Raw genomic sequence first — 15,476 nt, 5'->3', positions numbered from 1 at the left:
GAATCTTGCCCAATTACATCGTGCACAAGGTACTCGCCGGTAGGTCGATGTGTGTCTACCAGGGGGTAGTAACCGCGGGTAACTTCAGCTGCGGCCAACGGTAAGCCCCGGGACGGGCGCACCGGCGGCCTCGCGGGCGGGCTCATGCGCGGACGTGAGTGGGCTCATGCGCGGACGTGAGTGGGCTCATGTGCGGACGTGGATGGGCTCATGTGCGGAGCCGATGCCGGGCCCGGGTGGATGCCTCAGCGGGTGCGGTCCGCCGCGCCCTGCGCCCGTTCCGCGAGCCTCCACAGGTCCTCGCGCAACCGCGTGACCTCTGCCGCCTCCAGCCCCGTCGACGCGAGCAGATCGCCGGGTACGCCCTCCGCGCGCCCCTTCAGCTCCTCACCGCGCCCGGTGCACGCGACGAGCACGGAGCGCTCGTCCCGCGCCGAGCGCTCCCGGCGCACCAGCCCCGCCGCCTCCAGTCGCTTCAACAGCGGCGACATCGTGCCGTAGTCGAGGCGCAGGGCCGACGCCAGCTCCTTGACGGTCGTCTCACCGCGCTCCCACAGGACCAGCAGCACGAGGTACTGGGGGTAGGTGAGCCCCAGTTCGTCCAGGAGCGGCCGGTACGCGGCCGTCACCGCTCGCTGGGCCGCGTACAGCGCGAAGCACAGCTGCTCGTCCAGGAGCAGCGTGCCGGCGGCGGGGGGTGCCTCGTTCGTCACGCGCCCATTGTTGCCGAGCGCGGGTCGAACCCGAAGGGCAACTCCAGGCGATGTGCGCGCATGAGGGCGTCGTCGGCGAGCAGATCGCCGGTCCGGCCGTCCGCCGCGATCACACCCTCGCTGAGGATCAGGGCCCGCGGGCACAGCTCCAGGGCGTACGGCAGGTCGTGCGTGACCATGAGCACCGTGACGTCCAACGACCTCAGGATGTCGGCCAGTTCGCGGCGAGAGGCGGGGTCGAGGTTGGAGGACGGCTCGTCCAGGACGAGGATCTCCGGCTCCATCGCGAGCACCGTCGCGACGGCCACCCGGCGGCGCTGGCCGAAGGACAGGTGGTGCGGCGGACGGTCCTTGAACTCCGCCATGCCGACCTGGGCGAGCGCGTGGTCCACCCGCGCCTCCAGCGCCGCCCCCCTCAGCCCGGCCGCCGCCGGTCCGAACGCCACGTCCTCGCGGACCGTCGGCATGAACAGCTGGTCGTCCGGGTCCTGGAAGACGATGCCGACCTTGCGGCGGATCTCGGCCATGTGCTGCTTGCCGACGGGCAGCCCGGCCACCGTCACGGTGCCCGCGCCGCCCGTCAGGATGCCGTTGAGGTGCAGCACGAGGGTCGTCTTGCCGGCGCCGTTGGGCCCGAGCAGCGCGACCCGCTCGCCTCGCGCGACGGCGAAGTCCACGCCGAACAGGGCCTGGTGGCCGTCGGGGTAGGCGAAGGCCAGACCGGCCACTTCCAGGGAGGGCGAAGGCGTCACGGCGTCAGTCACAGGGCCCATCCCAACACGCAGACCATGAGCGCGGCGAACGGGAGGGTCAGCGCGTACGACCACTGCGCCCGAGACGCGGTCACCTCGTCGATCACCGGCATCGAACCGGCGTACCCCCGGCTGACCATGGCCAGATGCACGCGCTCCCCGCGCTCGTAGGAGCGGATGAACAGCGCGCCCGCCGACTTCGCGAGCACCCCCCAGTGCCGCACGCCCCGCGCCTCGAACCCGCGCGACTCCCGTGCGATCCGCATGCGGCGCATCTCGTCGGTGATGACGTCGCCGTAGCGGATCATGAACGACGCGATCTGCACGAGCAGCGGGGGCAGCCGCAGCCGTTGCAGCCCGAGAAGCAGCTCACGCAGCTCCGTGGTGGACGCCAGCAGCACGGAGGCGGCGACACCCAGGGTGCCCTTCGCGAGGACGTTCCAGGCGCCCCACAGCCCGTTGACGCTGAGCGACAGGCCGAGGACGTCCACCCGCTCGCCCTGCGCCACGAACGGCATCAGCACCGCGAACGCGACGAACGGCACCTCGATCAGGAGCCGTTTCAGCAGGAAACCGGCGGGCACACGCGCGCGATGCGCGACGAGGGCCAGCAGGAGCGCGTACAGGCCGAACGCCCACATCGCCTCGCGCGGTGTCGACACCACGACCACCACGAAGGCGAAGGCGGCGGCGAGCTTGGTGTGCGGCGGCAGGCCGTGCACGGGCGAGTGCCCGTGCCGGTACAGCCGGTGCGCGTGCCCCGCGCCCATGACGTCAGACGCCCTCTACGGCCGTGGGCGACACGTCGTCGCCCGCCCGGCGCCTGCGCACCGCCCAGAACACCGCGCTGCCCGCGACGACGGTCGTGCCGACGCCGATCACCCCCGCGAGACCACCGGACAGGCGGGCGTTCGTCACGTCCTTGACGCCGTAGTCGGCGAGCGGGGAGTCGGCGGACGCGTGCGCCCCGGTCTTCTTGTCGATGCCCTTGTCGGCGGCGATCTTCTCCAGGCCGTCGGGGTTCGCGGAGGCGTAGAAGCTGACGAAACCGGCCAGGACGAGGGAGGTGACCAGACCGGTCAACCACAGCGTGCGCCGGGAGGTGCGCGCCGCCACGGGCGCCGGGCGCGCGCCGGCCGGGGCCCCCTCGGCCGCCGGGGCGTCGACGAGTTCGCCGTGCACCCGCAGCTGGAGTTTCTGCCGCAGATCGCGCGCGCCGTAGACGAGATCCGGCCGTACGGCGATGACGGCGCCCACGGTCAGTGCCGTGATCACGGCCTCGCCGATGCCGATCAGCACGTGCACGCCGATCATGGCGGTGGCCACCTTGCCGATCGCCACGTCGGTGGTGCCGCCGATCCAGTACAGGAGCGTGAAGGCCACGGCGGCGGCGGGCACGGACAGCACGGCGGCGACGAAGGACGCGGCCGTGATGGACCGGCGACCGCGGGGCAGCACCTTCACCAGGGCGCGGAAGACGGCGTACGACACGATCGTCGTCACGATCGCCATGTCGGTGATGTTCACGCCGAGCGCGGTCAGTCCGCCGTCGGCGAAGAGGATGCCCTGCATCAACAGGACGACGGACACGCACAGGACCCCTGTGTAGGGGCCCACGAGTATCGCGGCGAGCGCGCCGCCGAGCAGGTGCCCGCTGGTCCCCGCCGCGACGGGGAAGTTCAGCATCTGCACGGCGAAGATAAACGCCGCCACGAGGCCGGCCAGCGGCGCGGTCCGGTCGTCGAGCTCACGCCGCGCGCCGCGCAGACTCACGGCGATGGCGCCGGCGGCGACGACTCCGGTCACGGCGGAGGTCGGGGCGTTGATGAATCCGTCGGGTACGTGCACCCGACGATGATAGTGGCTTAATGCGAATGGTTCGCAAGAGCGAGAAGCTCGTCGATCAGGGTGGCTGCCTCTCGCACGCGTGAGATATGCCGGTGCGAGGAAGCGCAATCCGCAAAATATGCGACATTGGAGGGAGAGCGGATTTACAGCTTCCGCACAGGTCACCCTGCGTGAGAGGGCCGGTCGATGTCTGTAGTCGAACAGTACGCGCGAGCCCATATCGTCACCGACGCCGACCGAGCCGAGGAAGACACGGCCGTACCCGTCGTCCTGCGCTACGACCCCGAGGAACCCCGGTCGGTACGCGTCGGGCTCCCCGACCGCCGCGAGTGGACGTTCTCCCGCAGCCTCCTCGAACAGGGGCTGCGCGCCCCCACCGGCACCGGCGAGGTGCGGGTCTGGCCGTGCGGGCGCGTGCAGGCCGTCGTCGAGTTCCACTCCGCGCACGGCGTCTCGGTGGTCCAGTTCGAGTCGAGGACGCTGCTGCGGTTCCTGCGCCGCACCTACATGGCGACGGCGCAGCAGCCCGTCACCCACCAGGTGTATTGATCACGAGCGTTGTTGACACTCGTGGGCCCGGCACCGGCCGCGGAGGGGTTCCGGTCCGGTCGGGGTGTCAGCCGCCCATCCGCAGCAGGGACGCCACGATCGGTCCGGCCGTGTCGCCGCCGTGGCCGCCCGCCTGTACGACACCCGCGGCCGCCAGGTCGCCGCGGTAGGCGGTGAACCAGCCGTTCGGCTTGTCCTGGTTGTCGACCTCCGCCGAGCCCGTCTTGGCGCCGTAGTCGGGGCCCAGACCGGACATCGCCTCGGCGGCGGTGCCGGCCGCGGCGGTGTAGTTCATCAGCTCCCGCAGCTGCGACAGCGTGGACGACGACATCGTGCGCGAGGCCGTCGCCAGCGTGCGGTCGTCCACGGACGGGGCGACCAGGTACGGCTGGTGGAAGGCGCCCGCCTTCACGGTGGAGGCGACCGACGCCATGTTCAGCGGGTTCATCCGGACCCCGCCCTGGCCGATGAGCGACGCCGCCATCTGGGCCGCCGACTGCACCGGCACCGAGCCGTCGAAGGACGGGACGCCGATGGCCCAGTTGTTCATCGACAGGCCGAACACCTGCTGCGCCTGCTTGGTCAGGCTGTCGTTGCTCAACTCGGGCGCCTGGCTGATGAAAGCGGTGTTGCAGGAGCGCGCGAAGCTCGCCTTGAACGTGCCGCCGGTGATCTGGAAGTCGTCGTCGTTGTGGAACTTCCAGCCGCCGTAGCTGAACGTCTTCGGGCAGGGATGCGCCTTGTCCGCCGACGCCAGGTCCTTCTCGATGAGCAGCGACGAGGTGATGACCTTCATCGTGGAGCCGGGCGCCAGCGAGCCGTTGAACGCGGTGTTGAAGCCGTGACCGGCGTTCGCCACCGCGAGGATCTCGCCCGTGGAGGGGCGCATCACGACGACCGAGGAGCGCGCGGTCGTCGCCACCTGCTGCTCGGCGGCCGCCTGGAGGGTGGGGCTCAGCGTGGTCCGCACGGTGCCCGGAGTGCCCTTGCTGAGCTCCAGCAGCGTCTTGTCGGAGGCCTTCTTCGCCTTCGACGCCTTGCCGCGGACGACTTGGAGCTCCACGCCCGCCTTGCCGCCCGCCTTCTTGCCGTACTTCTCCCGCAGCCCGTCCAGGACCGGTGCCAGGGAGGGGTACTTGGCGACGGTGAGCTCGCCGCCCTTGCTGTCGACGGCCTTGACGGGCGGGGTGCCGGACTCGCCGGTGACGAGCGTGTCGCCGTCCTGGAGGTCCGGGTGGACGACGGACGCGTGCCAGTCGACCTGCGCCTTGCCGTTCTCGGGGTTGCGGACGACGGTGAGGGCGCTGTCGTAGGCGAGCGGCTTGCTGACGCTCTTGTACTTCACCGTGCCCTTCACGGAGAACGGGACCTTGGTGCCGCTGGGCGTGCCGGCGGTGAGGGTGACGCCCGTGATGCGGGCGTCCTTGGTGTAGCCGGTCAGGAGGGCGGTGGCGGCCGCGGAGTCGTCCGTGGCGGCGGCCGCCCCGGTCACCTTGCCCTGCTGCCAGGCCGACAGGAACCGTGCGGCCGTGGACTTCGCCTCGGTCGCCGACGGCGGGTCGGCCCTGACCCTGGGCACCTGCCTGCCGTTGGCGGCCGCGGCCGACCCCTCGTCGGCCGCCGCTCCGCCGCCGTACAGCGCGTAGACACCGAGCCCCGCCCCGCCGACCACGACGGCGATCATGCCGCCGACCACGGCGGGGCGCCGCTTACTGCGCCGCTCTTCGACGCGCCTTCTCTTGCCCACTGCCAGATCCTCCGGATCCCCAGGGGCTTTCCCCCCAGCCCCGCTGCCCTCACCGACCCCAACGACGGCAACCACACTAGAGTCCCGCGCTGTGAGGGTGACGTCACGTGTGACGTCAGCCACCGTCCCCGACGGTTCAGCCCGCCCGGAGCACGTCCACGACGATCGGGCCGGACGCGTCGACGCCGTGCCCGCCGTCCTGGGTCATCGCGGCGGCCGCGACGTCCCCCCGGTACCCGGTGAACCAACTGTCGGACTTGTTCTGCCCGTCGACCTCGGCGGAACCGGTCTTCGCGCCGATCCGGCCGCTCAGCCCGGCCATCACCTGGGCCGCGGTGCCGCTGGTCGCGGTGCGGTTCATCATGGAGCGCAGTTGCTGAACGGTGCTCGACGACAGGCCACGCGCGTGTGCCGGCGTCCGCCCGTCGAGGCTGAGCGGCACGATCACCGGCTGCCGGAAGGCGCCCGTCATCGCGGTCGCCGTCACCGACGCCATGTTCAGCGGGTTCATCTGGACCTGGCCCTGGCCGATCAGCCCGGCCGCGGTGTCCGGTCCTCCGGCGGCCGGCACGGAGCCGTCGAACGAGGGGATGCCGGTCTGCCAGTCGAGGCCGATCCCGAAGCGGTCCTTGGCCTCGGCGGTCAGCGAGTCGACCTTCACCTCGTCCGCGAACTTCACGAACGCCGTGTTGCAGGAGCGGGCGAAGCTCTCGGAGAGGGTCGCGTTCTCGTCCGGCTTCATGTCGGTGATGTTCTTGAAGGTCTGGCTCTCGGAGACGGCCGAGGGCGGACAGGGCGCGGGACCGTTCGCGGTGGTGAGCCCGTTGTCGATGAGGGTCGCCGCGCTGATGATCTTCATCGTGGAGCCGGGCGCCACCTCCCCCAGGAAAGCGGCGTTCCAGCCGTCCGTCCGGTTGTTGGCGACCGCCAGCACCTCTCCGGTGCTCGGCTTGACGGCCACCACCGACGACTGGGCGTACTTGCGCACCGCCTTCTCGGCGGCCGCCTGCACGCTCGCGCTGAGGGTGGTGGGCAGCTTGCCCGCCTTGCCCTCGGCGAGGGGCAGCAGCGGTGTGTCGGCGGTGTCCGGGGTGGCGTGTCTGACGGCCAGCTCGATGCCGGCCGTCCCGCCCGCCTTCTCGCCGTACTTGGCGCGCAGCTCGTCCAGGATCGGCCCGAGGGAGGGGTACTTCTCCTTCGTCAGCACCTTGCCGTCACGGTCCACGGCCTCGATCGGCGGCGCCGCCGACGCGCCCGTGACCAGCGTGTCGTCCATGGACTTCAGCCCGGGATGGACGACCGACGGCTCCCAGTCCACCAGCGCCTTCCCTGTGGTGACGCCCCGTACGACCGTCAGCCGGCTCTTGTAGGCGAGCGGCTTGGACTTCCCGTCGTACGACACGGTCGCCCTGACGCTGTACGGCACGCTGTCACCGACCGCCGCGCCCGGTGTGATCTTCACTCCGGTGATGTGCGCCGCCTGGCCGTACGAGGTCAGCAGGGGCTCGGCCTTCGCCGCGTTGTTGGTGAGGTCGGCGGCCGCGGCGGCCTGCCCCTTCTCCCAGGCGGCGAAGAACTTGCTGCTCGTGTCCTTCACCTCGGACCCGCTGGGCGGCCCGGTCTTCACGACGGCCGGCTCGCTGCCCGCCGACCCGTCGCCCCCGTTCCCGCCCCCGTTCAGCGCGTTCACGAAGTTGAAGGCCCCGTATCCCGCCCCGCCCACCATCACCGCGAAGACCGAGCCGACTACGGCCGCTTTGGCCCCCTTGCGCATGTGCATCCTCCCCGTTGACCCCGCCGCTGCCCTCGCGGGCCTTTCTGAACGTGTTCAGAAAGTTGCGCTCAGGGTCACAGTAAGCGGAAAGGACGGCTCACGGAGCGAGAGTTTCCGCAATCGTTAGACCCACGTATCCAGCCACATACGTGAACGCCAGTCGTCGATCGGGATCGCCTGGCCGGTGTACAGGGGCCAGAAATAGATGAAGTTCCAGGCGATGAGCAGGACGAGGACGCCCGCGCCCGTGGCTCCCGCCACCCGGCGGGTGTCGCTGGAACCCGGTGGGCCGACGAGGGCGCCGATCATCATCGCCACCGCCAGGCACAGGAAGGGCAGGAAGACGACGGCGTAGAAGAGGAAGATCGTGCGTTCCTGGTACATGAACCACGGCAGGTAGCCGGCCGCGACGCCGCAGACGATCGCGCCCGCACGCCAGTCGCGTCGGAAGAGCCAGCGCCACAGGACGTACAGGAGCGCGAAGCAGGCCGCCCACCACAGCAGCGGGGTGCCGATCGCGAGGACCTCACGGGCGCACTTCTCGCCCGCGTCGGCCGGACAGCCGTCCGTGCCGGGGGCGGGGGACTCGTAGAAGTACGAGACCGGGCGGCCCAGGACGAGCCAGCTCCACGGGTTCGACTGGTACGTGTGCGGCGAGGTGAGGTGGGTGTGGAACTCGTAGACCTCGTGCTCGTAGTGCCACAGGCTGCGCCACCAGTCGGGGAACAGCCAGGTCCAGTTGCCGCCCTTGCCATCGGTGGCCGCCCAGTTGCGGTAGTAGCCGCCCTTGCCGTCGGTGGCGGACAGGATCCAGCCCGTCCAGGACACCAGGTAGGTGACCAGCGCCACCGGGACCGTGGCCAGGAACGCGAGGCCCGTGTCGCGCTTCAGCACCGCCAGATACGGGTGCCGGGCGCCCGCCACCTTGCGCGAGCCGGCGTCCCACAACACCGCCATCAGGCAGAACGCGACCAGGATGTACAGGCCGTTCCACTTCGTGCCGATGGCCAGGCCCAGCATCAGGCCCGCGGCCCAGCGCCAGGGCCGCCACCCCAGGCCGGTCGTCTCGGCGATGTGCGGGTCGGGACGACAGCGGCCGTCCACGTCCGACGGGAGCGCGGCGGCGAGCCTCTCGCGCGCCCTGTCCCGGTCGACGACCAGGCAGCCGAACGCGGCCAGCACGAAGAACATCAGCACGCCGTCGAGCAGCGAGGTGCGGCTCATCACGAAGGCGAGCCCGTCGACCGCCATCAGCGCGCCCGCCAGGCAGCCCAGGAAGGTGGAGCGGAAGATCCGGCGGCCGATCCGGCAGAGCAGCAGGACGCTGAGGGTGCCGAGCACCGCCGTCATGAACCGCCAGCCGAACGGGTCGAACCCGAAGATCAGTTCGCCCAGTCCGATCACGTACTTGCCGACCGGCGGATGCACGACGTACGCCGCGTCCGTCGGGATCGTCACGTGCCCGCCCGAGGAGAGGATGACGTCGTTGGCGTTCTTGTCCCAGTTGACCTCGAACCCCCGGTGGACGACCGCCCACGCGTCCTTCGCGTAGTACGTCTCGTCGAATATCACCGCCTTGGGGCTGCCCAGGTGCCAGAACCGCAGCACGCCCGCAAGCAGCGTGACCAGCAGCGGACCGCCCCAGGACGACCAGCGCGCGATCCGGTCCGTCCACCGGGGCGGGAGGCCCAGCGCCTGCCACAACCGGGGGCTGGGCTGCGCGAACGGCGGCACCAGCCGCTCCCGGACGTCGGCGGAGGGCTCCGCGGTGTATCCGAAACGGCGCAGCCGTTGCTGCCACGACGGCCGCTGATCGGGCGGCGTCGGGCCCTGCCGGTAGTCCGTGGAGTCCATGGAGGACGCGGTACTGGTCACCGCGCCATCGTAGGGAACAGGTCTGTGTGAGTCCCGTGCATGGGCCCCAACCGGCCTGGTCGATCGAGTGGGGCCCGCCCTGCGAGGATGGAAACGTGACAGCTACGCCCGGAATCCTCGTCCTTGCCGGTACTCCCATCGGCGACGTCTCCGACGCCCCGCCCCGGCTCGCCGAGGAGCTGGCCGGGGCCGACGTCATCGCCGCCGAGGACACGCGCCGGCTGCGGCGGCTGACCCAGGCGCTGGGCGTGACGCCCAAGGGGCGGGTCGTGTCCTACTTCGAGGGCAACGAGACCGCCCGTACCCCCGAGCTGGTCGCCGAACTGGTCGGCGGCGCGCGCGTGCTGCTCGTCACCGACGCCGGGATGCCGTCCGTCTCCGACCCCGGGTACCGGCTGGTCGCCGCGGCCGTGGAGCAGGACATCCGGGTCACGGCCGTCCCCGGCCCGTCGGCGGTGCTCACCGCGCTGGCCCTGTCCGGGCTGCCCGTCGACCGGTTCTGCTTCGAGGGGTTCCTGCCGAGGAAGGCGGGGGAGCGGCTGTCCCGGCTGCGGGAGGTCGCGGAGGAACGCCGGACCCTCGTGTACTTCGAGGCCCCGCACCGGCTCGACGACACCCTCGCCGCGATGGCCGAGGTGTTCGGCACGGACCGGCGGGCCGCCGTGTGCCGTGAGCTGACCAAGACGTACGAGGAGGTGAAGCGCGGCCCGCTCGGCGAACTGGCGGAGTGGGCGGCCGAGGGCGTGCGCGGCGAGATCACCGTCGTCGTCACCGGGGCGCCCGAGCGCGGGCCCGAGGAGCTCGACGGGGCGGAGCTGGTACGGCGGGTGCGGGTGCGCGAGGAGGCGGGCGAGCGCCGCAAGGAGGCCATCGCGGCGGTGGCGGCGGACGCGGGGCTGCCGAAGCGGGACGTGTTCGACGCGGTGGTGGCGGCGAAGAACGCCGGAGCTCCGTGACCGCCTGCGCCGGGATGCCGTGACGGTCGCCGCCCGGACGCTGTGACGGCTGTTGCCCCGGTGGTGTGAAGGGGCTCACACCCCCTCTGAGCAGGGCGCATGTCGTCTGAGCGTGCGCCCCATGTGCGGGCAAAGGGCTGCGGGCGTTGGGGCAAGGGACGCCCAAATCGGCTTCAACAGTGCACAGGTCGAGTGCATTCGCCCAGGGGGAGGCGTCCACTGGATGACGGGACTTCAACCGTCCCACCGGCGGACCACAGGAGCGGTCATGAGTGAGATCACAGGGCAGACCGGCCTCCGCGGCGGCGCGAGCGCCGTCGTCAACGAGTCGTACTCCTTCGCCTGCATGCGCTGCGGGCACGGCTGGGAGCAGGCCTACGAGATAGAGCACCACATCGACGCCGACGGCCACGAGTTCGTCCTCTACGTGGCGGACGGCCGGGTCGTGCCGTCGCCGCTGAGCCGCCCCGCGTGCCACAACTGCGACGGGCACGTCGTGCGCATCATGGCGGCCGGGCAGGTCTCCTCGGTGCTCAGCGCGGCCCGTCAGCACAAGGCGCCCCCGGCCGGACCGGCGGAGGCGCCGGTGACGGCGGCCGAGGAGCAGCCCGGGACGCGCGTCGAGGGACAGCCGCAGCACCACTGGCACCTGTCCGACCTCCTGCACCCGTTCCGCAAGGCGAGCTAGCCGGGAGGGCGAGCCCCTTCCGTAGGATCGGGGCATGCCTTCGAACGCCGACAAACGCGCCGCCAAGAGCGCCGCACCGCCGCTCCCGGCCCCTCTCGGGGTACCGGTCGCCGACTCCCACACCCACCTCGACATGCAGTCGGGCACGGTGTCGGAGGCCCTCGCGAAAGCCGCGTCGGTCGGTGTGACGACGGTCGTCCAGGTCGGCTGCGACGTACGGGGCTCCCAGTGGGCGGCCGAGACGGCGGCGGTCCACGACAGCGTCCACGCCGCGGTCGCCCTGCACCCGAACGAGGCGCCGCGCATCGTGCACGGAGACCCCGACGGCTGGTCCCGGCAGGGCGCGCGGACGCCGGGTGGCGCCGGGGCGCTCGACGAGGCGCTCGCGGAGATCGACCGCCTCGCCGCGCTTCCGCACGTCAAGGGCGTCGGCGAGACGGGACTCGACCACTTCCGCACCGGCCCCGAGGGCAAGGAGGCCCAGGAGCACTCCTTCCGCGCCCACATCGAGATGGCCAAGCGGCACGGCAAGGCCCTGGTCATCCACGACCGCGACGCGCACGCGGACGTCCTGCGCGTCCTGAAGGAGGAGGGCGCTCCCGAGCGCACCGTCTTCCACTGCTACTCCGGCGACGCCGAGATGGCCGAGATCTGCGCCCGCGCCGGATACTTCATGTCCTTCGCCGGCAACGTCACCTTCAAGAACGCCCAGAACCTCCGGGACGCCGTCGCCGTGGCCCCGCCGGAACTGCTTCTGGTGGAGACCGACGCCCCCTTCCTGACCCCGGCGCCCTACCGCGGACGGCCCAACGCCCCGTATCTCGTGCCGGTCACCGTGCGCGCCATGGCAGCCGTACGGGACATCGACGAGGACACCCTGGCCACCGCACTCGCCGCCAACACCGCACGCGCGTTCGGCTACTGATCACCCGTCCCTCGTCGAACACAACTCTCAGTAGCCGCGCCACTTTGGAGAGTGACCGTCGCTCCGCTAGGTTCTGGGGGCCCGATCCGGACCCCTCCCCTGGAGCGTCGGCGTGAGCAACTCGCAGTACCTCGACTACGAGCCGTACGGCGGTGGTGAGCCGTACGTCGACCTGCACAACGCCGAGACGATCGCGTACGGCGTGTACGCGGCGCCCGGGACGTACGACGACACGTACCGGCCCGCGTACGAGGCGTACGAGACGTACGAGGCGCCGCCCCCGCCTCCCGAGACCCTTCAGCTCCCCGAGCCGGTCCAGCTCCCGGAGCCGGTCCAGCTCCCGGAGCCGGTCCAGCTCCCCGAGCCGGCCGGGTTCGCCGAGACGGTCCGGCTCACCGGGACCGCCCGGTTCGCCGAGCCGGTCCAGTCGGCCGGGACCGCCCCCTACGCCGAGACGGTCCGGCTCTCCGGTCCGGTGCTGCCCCGGCTGTCGCCGCTTCCCCGGCAGGAGGCGGGACGGCGGGCCGCGCGTCGGCGCAGGACGCGCTCCGCCGAGCGCCCGGAGTCCACGATGCGCCGACTGCTCCCGCAGGCACTGGTCGTCGCGTTCCTGGCCGGCGGCACCACCGCGTTCGTCGCCGAGGACAAGGCGGTCGAGCTGACCGTCGACGGCAAGCCGCGCACCCTGCACACGTTCGCCGACGACGTGACCGAACTCCTGGCGGAGGAGGGCGTACGGGTGGGCGGGCACGACGTGGTCGTGCCCGCCGCCGGCACCGACCTCGCCAGCGGCGACGAGGTCGCGGTGCACTACGGGCGGCCCGTCCGGCTCACTCTGGACGGCCACCGGCACGAGGTGTGGACGACGGCGCACACGGTGGAGGAGGCACTCCGGCAGTTCGGGGTGCGCGCGGAGGGCGCGTACATGTCCGTCTCGCGCTCCCAGCGGATCGGACGCGCCGGGCTCGCGCTGGACGTGCGCACCGAGCGCTCGGTCACGGTCATGGCCGACGGCCGGGCCCGCACCGTCCGCACCAACGCGGCGACCGTGCACGAGGCGGTGGAGGCGGCCGGGATCACCCTGCGCGGGCAGGACACCACGTCCGTCGCGCCCGGCAGCTTCCCGCGCGACGGGCAGACGGTGACCGTGCTGCGGATCACCGGCACCCAGGAGGTGCGGGAGGAGCAGATCCCGTTCCAGGTGCGCCGCTCCGACGACGCCTCGCTGTTCAAGGGCACGGAGGTGGTGGAGCGCGCCGGGCAGCCCGGGCTGCGGCGGATCACGTACTCCCTGCGCACCGTCAACGGCGTGCGGCAGACACCGCGGCGGATCCGCGACGAGGTCGTGCGCGAGCCCCGCGAGCAGGTGGTGAAGGTCGGGACGAAGCCGCTGCCGGCGTCCGTGCGGGGCGCCGACGGCCTGGACTGGCAGAGCCTCGCGGTCTGCGAGTCGGGCGGCCGGCCGAACGCGGTCGACCCCTCGGGCACGTACGGCGGGCTGTACCAGTTCGACACCCGCACCTGGCAGAGCCTCGGCGGCAGCGGACGGCCTCAGGACGCCCCGGCGGCGGAGCAGACGCTCCGCGCGAAGAAGCTGTACGTGCGACGCGGGGCGAGTCCCTGGCCGCACTGCGGGACGCGGCTGCACGGGTGAGAGGTGCGGCGGCGGACGGTGTCCGTGCGCCCCCGTACCCTTGTCCCGTGAGTACCAGCCCCGCCCCCGACGCCCTCCTGGGCCCCGCCGACATCCGTGAGCTGGCGGCGGTCCTCGGCGTGCGTCCCACCAAACAGCGCGGCCAGAACTTCGTGATCGACGCGAACACGGTCCGCCGTATCGTCCGCACCGCGGAGGTCCGGCCCGACGACGTGGTCGTCGAGGTCGGCCCGGGGCTCGGCTCGCTCACCCTGGCGCTGCTGGAGACCGCCGACCGGGTCACGGCCGTCGAGATCGACGACGTCCTGGCCGGCGCGCTCCCCGCGACGATCGCGGCGCGCATGCCGGAGCGCGCGGAGCGCTTCGCGCTGGTGCACTCCGACGCGATGCGCGTGACCGAGCTGCCCGGCCCCGCCCCGACCGCGCTGGTCGCGAACCTGCCGTACAACGTGGCCGTGCCCGTGCTGCTGCACATGCTGGAGACCTTCCCGAGCATCGAACGCACCCTCGTCATGGTCCAGTCGGAGGTCGCCGACCGGCTCGCCGCCGGGCCCGGCTCGAAGGTGTACGGCGTGCCGTCCGTGAAGGCCAACTGGTACGCCGAGGTCAAGCGGGCCGGCGCCATCGGGCGCAAGGTCTTCTGGCCCGCGCCGAACGTGGACAGCGGGCTGGTGTCGCTGGTGCGGCGGACCGAGCCGATCAGGACCACGGCGTCGCGGCGCGAGGTCTTCGCGGTCGTCGACGCGGCGTTCGCCCAGCGCCGCAAGACCCTGCGGGCCGCGCTCGCCGGGTGGGCGGGATCCGCGGCCCGCGCGGAGGCGGCCCTCGTGGCGGCCGGCGTCTCGCCGCAGGCGCGCGGCGAGGCCCTCACCGTCGAGGAGTTCGCCCGGATCGCCGAGGCCGCGCCGCCTCCGCAGACGTCGCCCGACTCGCCCGCGCCCCTCGAGACCCCGGCGCCCCTCGGATCCGCGAAGCGGAAGGACTCCGAGTGAGCGTCACCGTACGGGTGCCCGCCAAGGTCAACGTGCAGCTCGCGGTGGGCGCCGCCCGCGCGGACGGCTTCCACGACCTGGCGAACGTCTTCCTCGCGGTCGGTCTGTACGACGAGGTCACCGTGACCCCCGCCGACGGGCTCCGCGTCACCTGCGTGGGCCCGGACGCCGGCCAGGTCCCCCTGGACCGTACGAACCTGGCGGCGCGGGCCGCGATCGCGCTGGCCGAGCGGTACGGCCGTACGCCCGACGTGCACCTGCACATCGCCAAGGACATCCCCGTCGCCGGGGGCATGGCGGGCGGCAGCGCCGACGGCGCGGGTGCGCTGCTGGCCTGCGACGCGCTGTGGGGCACCGGCGCCTCCCGCGAGGAACTCCTCGGCATCTGCGCCGAGTTGGGCAGCGATGTGCCGTTCAGCCTGGTCGGCGGCGCGGCCCTCGGCACCGGGCGGGGCGAGCGGCTGACGGCCCTGGAGGCCGGCGGCTCCTTCCACTGGGTGTTCGCGATGGCCGAGCGGGGCCTGTCGACGCCGGCGGTGTTCCGGGAGTTCGACCGGCTGGCGGAGGGCCGGGAGGTCCCCGAGCCGGTGGCTTCCCGGCACCTCCTCGACGCCCTGGCCGAGGGCGACCCCGACGCCCTCGCGGCCACCCTCTCCAACGACCTCCAGCCCGCCGCGCTGTCGCTCTTCCCCGAGCTCGCCGACACCCTCGCCGCCGGCCGGGCGGCCGGCGCCCTCGCCACCCTCGTCTCGGGCTCCGGTCCGACCACGGCGCACCTCGCCCGCGACCCGGACGCGGCGGTGAAGATCGCGGAGGCGCTGCGCGTCTCGGGCACCTGCAAGGACGTGCGGGTGGCGGCGGGACCGGCGCCGGGGGCGACCGTCGTCGGGGGCGCGCGGTAGTCCGACTGCACGAGTCATTCGGCTGCCGGACATCGGGCTGCCGGACAACGAGTCATTCGGCTGCCGGACATCGGGTCGCCGGAAATCGGGCTGCTCCGAGT

Annotated in this window: 14 protein-coding genes; 7 read left to right on the top strand and 7 right to left on the bottom strand. The window is 72.3% G+C overall.

Going from position 1 to position 15,476, the window contains the following annotated elements:
- Positions 1-245: 245 nt before the first annotated feature.
- From ACIPFH_RS27765 to ACIPFH_RS27750, 4 genes are read right to left on the bottom strand one after another with little or no spacing between them, the layout of a single operon-like run.
- Complete coding sequence (locus ACIPFH_RS27765) at positions 246-713, bottom strand: MarR family winged helix-turn-helix transcriptional regulator (protein ID WP_401830525.1); 468 nt, start codon at positions 711-713, stop codon at positions 246-248.
- Positions 710-1,486 (bottom strand): energy-coupling factor ABC transporter ATP-binding protein, encoded by a 777-nt coding sequence (locus ACIPFH_RS27760; protein ID WP_401830523.1) that lies wholly within the window; start codon positions 1,484-1,486, stop codon positions 710-712. The genes ACIPFH_RS27765 and ACIPFH_RS27760 overlap by 4 nt, the downstream gene beginning before the upstream one ends.
- Positions 1,474-2,235 carry a cobalt ECF transporter T component CbiQ gene (gene cbiQ, locus ACIPFH_RS27755; RefSeq protein ID WP_356263399.1) on the bottom strand — a complete coding sequence of 254 codons (762 nt, stop codon included), beginning with the start codon at positions 2,233-2,235 and terminating at the stop codon, positions 1,474-1,476. Before cbiQ ends, ACIPFH_RS27760 begins: the two co-directional genes overlap by 13 nt.
- A gap of 4 nt (positions 2,236-2,239) precedes the next feature.
- Positions 2,240-3,313: an energy-coupling factor ABC transporter permease gene (locus ACIPFH_RS27750; protein WP_401830521.1), complete on the bottom strand. Its 1,074-nt coding sequence runs from the start codon at positions 3,311-3,313 to the stop codon at positions 2,240-2,242.
- A gap of 186 nt (positions 3,314-3,499) precedes the next feature.
- Here ACIPFH_RS27750 and ACIPFH_RS27745 point away from each other — a divergent pair, with 186 nt between their 5' ends.
- Entirely contained in the window at positions 3,500-3,862 is a 363-nt protein-coding gene (locus ACIPFH_RS27745; RefSeq protein WP_401830519.1) for an SsgA family sporulation/cell division regulator, read from the top strand.
- Between the two features lie 67 nt (positions 3,863-3,929).
- Here ACIPFH_RS27745 and ACIPFH_RS27740 read toward each other — a convergent pair whose 3' ends face one another.
- The 3 genes from ACIPFH_RS27740 to ACIPFH_RS27730 all read right to left on the bottom strand — a co-directional run bounded on the left by ACIPFH_RS27740 (position 3,930) and on the right by ACIPFH_RS27730 (position 9,258).
- Positions 3,930-5,609 (bottom strand): penicillin-binding transpeptidase domain-containing protein, encoded by a 1,680-nt coding sequence (locus tag ACIPFH_RS27740; protein ID WP_401830516.1) that lies wholly within the window; start codon positions 5,607-5,609, stop codon positions 3,930-3,932.
- A 136-nt stretch (positions 5,610-5,745) separates the two neighbouring features.
- Complete coding sequence (locus ACIPFH_RS27735) at positions 5,746-7,383, bottom strand: penicillin-binding transpeptidase domain-containing protein (RefSeq protein ID WP_401830514.1); 1,638 nt, start codon at positions 7,381-7,383, stop codon at positions 5,746-5,748.
- 123 nt (positions 7,384-7,506) lie between these two features.
- Entirely contained in the window at positions 7,507-9,258 is a 1,752-nt protein-coding gene (locus ACIPFH_RS27730; protein ID WP_401830511.1) for a dolichyl-phosphate-mannose--protein mannosyltransferase, read from the bottom strand.
- A gap of 95 nt (positions 9,259-9,353) precedes the next feature.
- Here ACIPFH_RS27730 and rsmI point away from each other — a divergent pair, with 95 nt between their 5' ends.
- The 6 genes from rsmI to ACIPFH_RS27700 all read left to right on the top strand — a co-directional run bounded on the left by rsmI (position 9,354) and on the right by ACIPFH_RS27700 (position 15,375).
- Entirely contained in the window at positions 9,354-10,214 is an 861-nt protein-coding gene (gene rsmI / locus ACIPFH_RS27725; protein WP_401830508.1) for a 16S rRNA (cytidine(1402)-2'-O)-methyltransferase, read from the top strand.
- A gap of 268 nt (positions 10,215-10,482) precedes the next feature.
- The gene (locus tag ACIPFH_RS27720) at positions 10,483-10,902 is read left to right on the top strand and encodes a hypothetical protein (RefSeq protein WP_401830505.1); all 420 of its coding nucleotides are present in this window, start codon (positions 10,483-10,485) and stop codon (positions 10,900-10,902) included.
- Between the two features lie 34 nt (positions 10,903-10,936).
- Positions 10,937-11,827, top strand: a complete 891-nt coding sequence (locus ACIPFH_RS27715) for a TatD family hydrolase (RefSeq protein WP_401830503.1) — start codon at positions 10,937-10,939, stop codon at positions 11,825-11,827.
- Between the two features lie 112 nt (positions 11,828-11,939).
- A complete protein-coding gene (locus tag ACIPFH_RS27710; RefSeq protein ID WP_401830500.1) occupies positions 11,940-13,481 on the top strand; it encodes a ubiquitin-like domain-containing protein in 1,542 nt (513 codons plus the stop codon).
- Between the two features lie 47 nt (positions 13,482-13,528).
- Complete coding sequence (gene rsmA / locus ACIPFH_RS27705) at positions 13,529-14,473, top strand: 16S rRNA (adenine(1518)-N(6)/adenine(1519)-N(6))-dimethyltransferase RsmA (protein ID WP_401830497.1); 945 nt, start codon at positions 13,529-13,531, stop codon at positions 14,471-14,473.
- Positions 14,470-15,375 carry a 4-(cytidine 5'-diphospho)-2-C-methyl-D-erythritol kinase gene (locus tag ACIPFH_RS27700; protein WP_401830495.1) on the top strand — a complete coding sequence of 302 codons (906 nt, stop codon included), beginning with the start codon at positions 14,470-14,472 and terminating at the stop codon, positions 15,373-15,375. Before rsmA ends, ACIPFH_RS27700 begins: the two co-directional genes overlap by 4 nt.
- The last annotated feature ends 101 nt before the right edge of the window (positions 15,376-15,476 follow it).

The organism is Streptomyces sp. NPDC088157, assembly GCF_044741545.1.
GTDB lineage: Bacteria > Actinomycetota > Actinomycetes > Streptomycetales > Streptomycetaceae > Streptomyces.
Note: the sequence above shows the minus strand (reverse complement) of the source record. Positions and strands in the feature narration are given on the sequence as shown.